This is a genomic window from Streptomyces doebereineriae (genome assembly GCF_031845645.1).
Classification (GTDB): domain Bacteria; phylum Actinomycetota; class Actinomycetes; order Streptomycetales; family Streptomycetaceae; genus Streptomyces; species Streptomyces canus.
Window position 1 is genome coordinate 1 of sequence record NZ_JAVREZ010000125.1, and the last position, 495, is coordinate 495.

The window sequence follows — 495 nt, forward strand, 5'->3', positions numbered from 1 at the left end:
CTCGGCGGTCTTCGGAGAGCGGACCGGTGCCTGCGGTGCTATCGCGTCAGGGCCGATCATCGGCGCCAGCGGTGTGGTTCGAGCCACCAGACACTCCCGGGTAGGACAACTACTGCGCTGGCCGGACGGTCAGCTGTACAACTCAGTAAACCATCTGTTCACCGCAGGAACGGAACATCTGGATCTACCAACCAGTAGGTTGACCTAGTAAACCTACTGGTCTATTTTCACCTCGAGCGCCCCGTTCGGCTCCACTGGGGTCGCGACACCCACCCTTCAAAGGAGAAGTCATGGCTGAAGCCGTCATCGTCGAGGCCGTCCGTACCCCGGTGGGCAAGCGTAACGGCGGCCTGTCCGGATTCCACGCCGCCGACCTGTCGGCACTGTTGCTCAATGCTCTCGTGGAGCGGGCGGGCATCAGCCCCGACATCGTCGACGACGTGGTCTGGGGCTGCGTCTCGCTGGGCGGCGAGCAATCAAGCAATATCGGCCGCT

1 protein-coding gene is annotated in these 495 nt (G+C 62.8%); it reads left to right on the forward strand.

The genetic code is table 11. The features are described 5' to 3' along the window. Positions 1 to 290: 290 nt before the first annotated feature. Positions 291 to 495 (forward strand): thiolase family protein (locus RNB18_RS51035; RefSeq protein ID WP_449657658.1); only part of this gene is annotated, 205 nt, incomplete at its 3' end.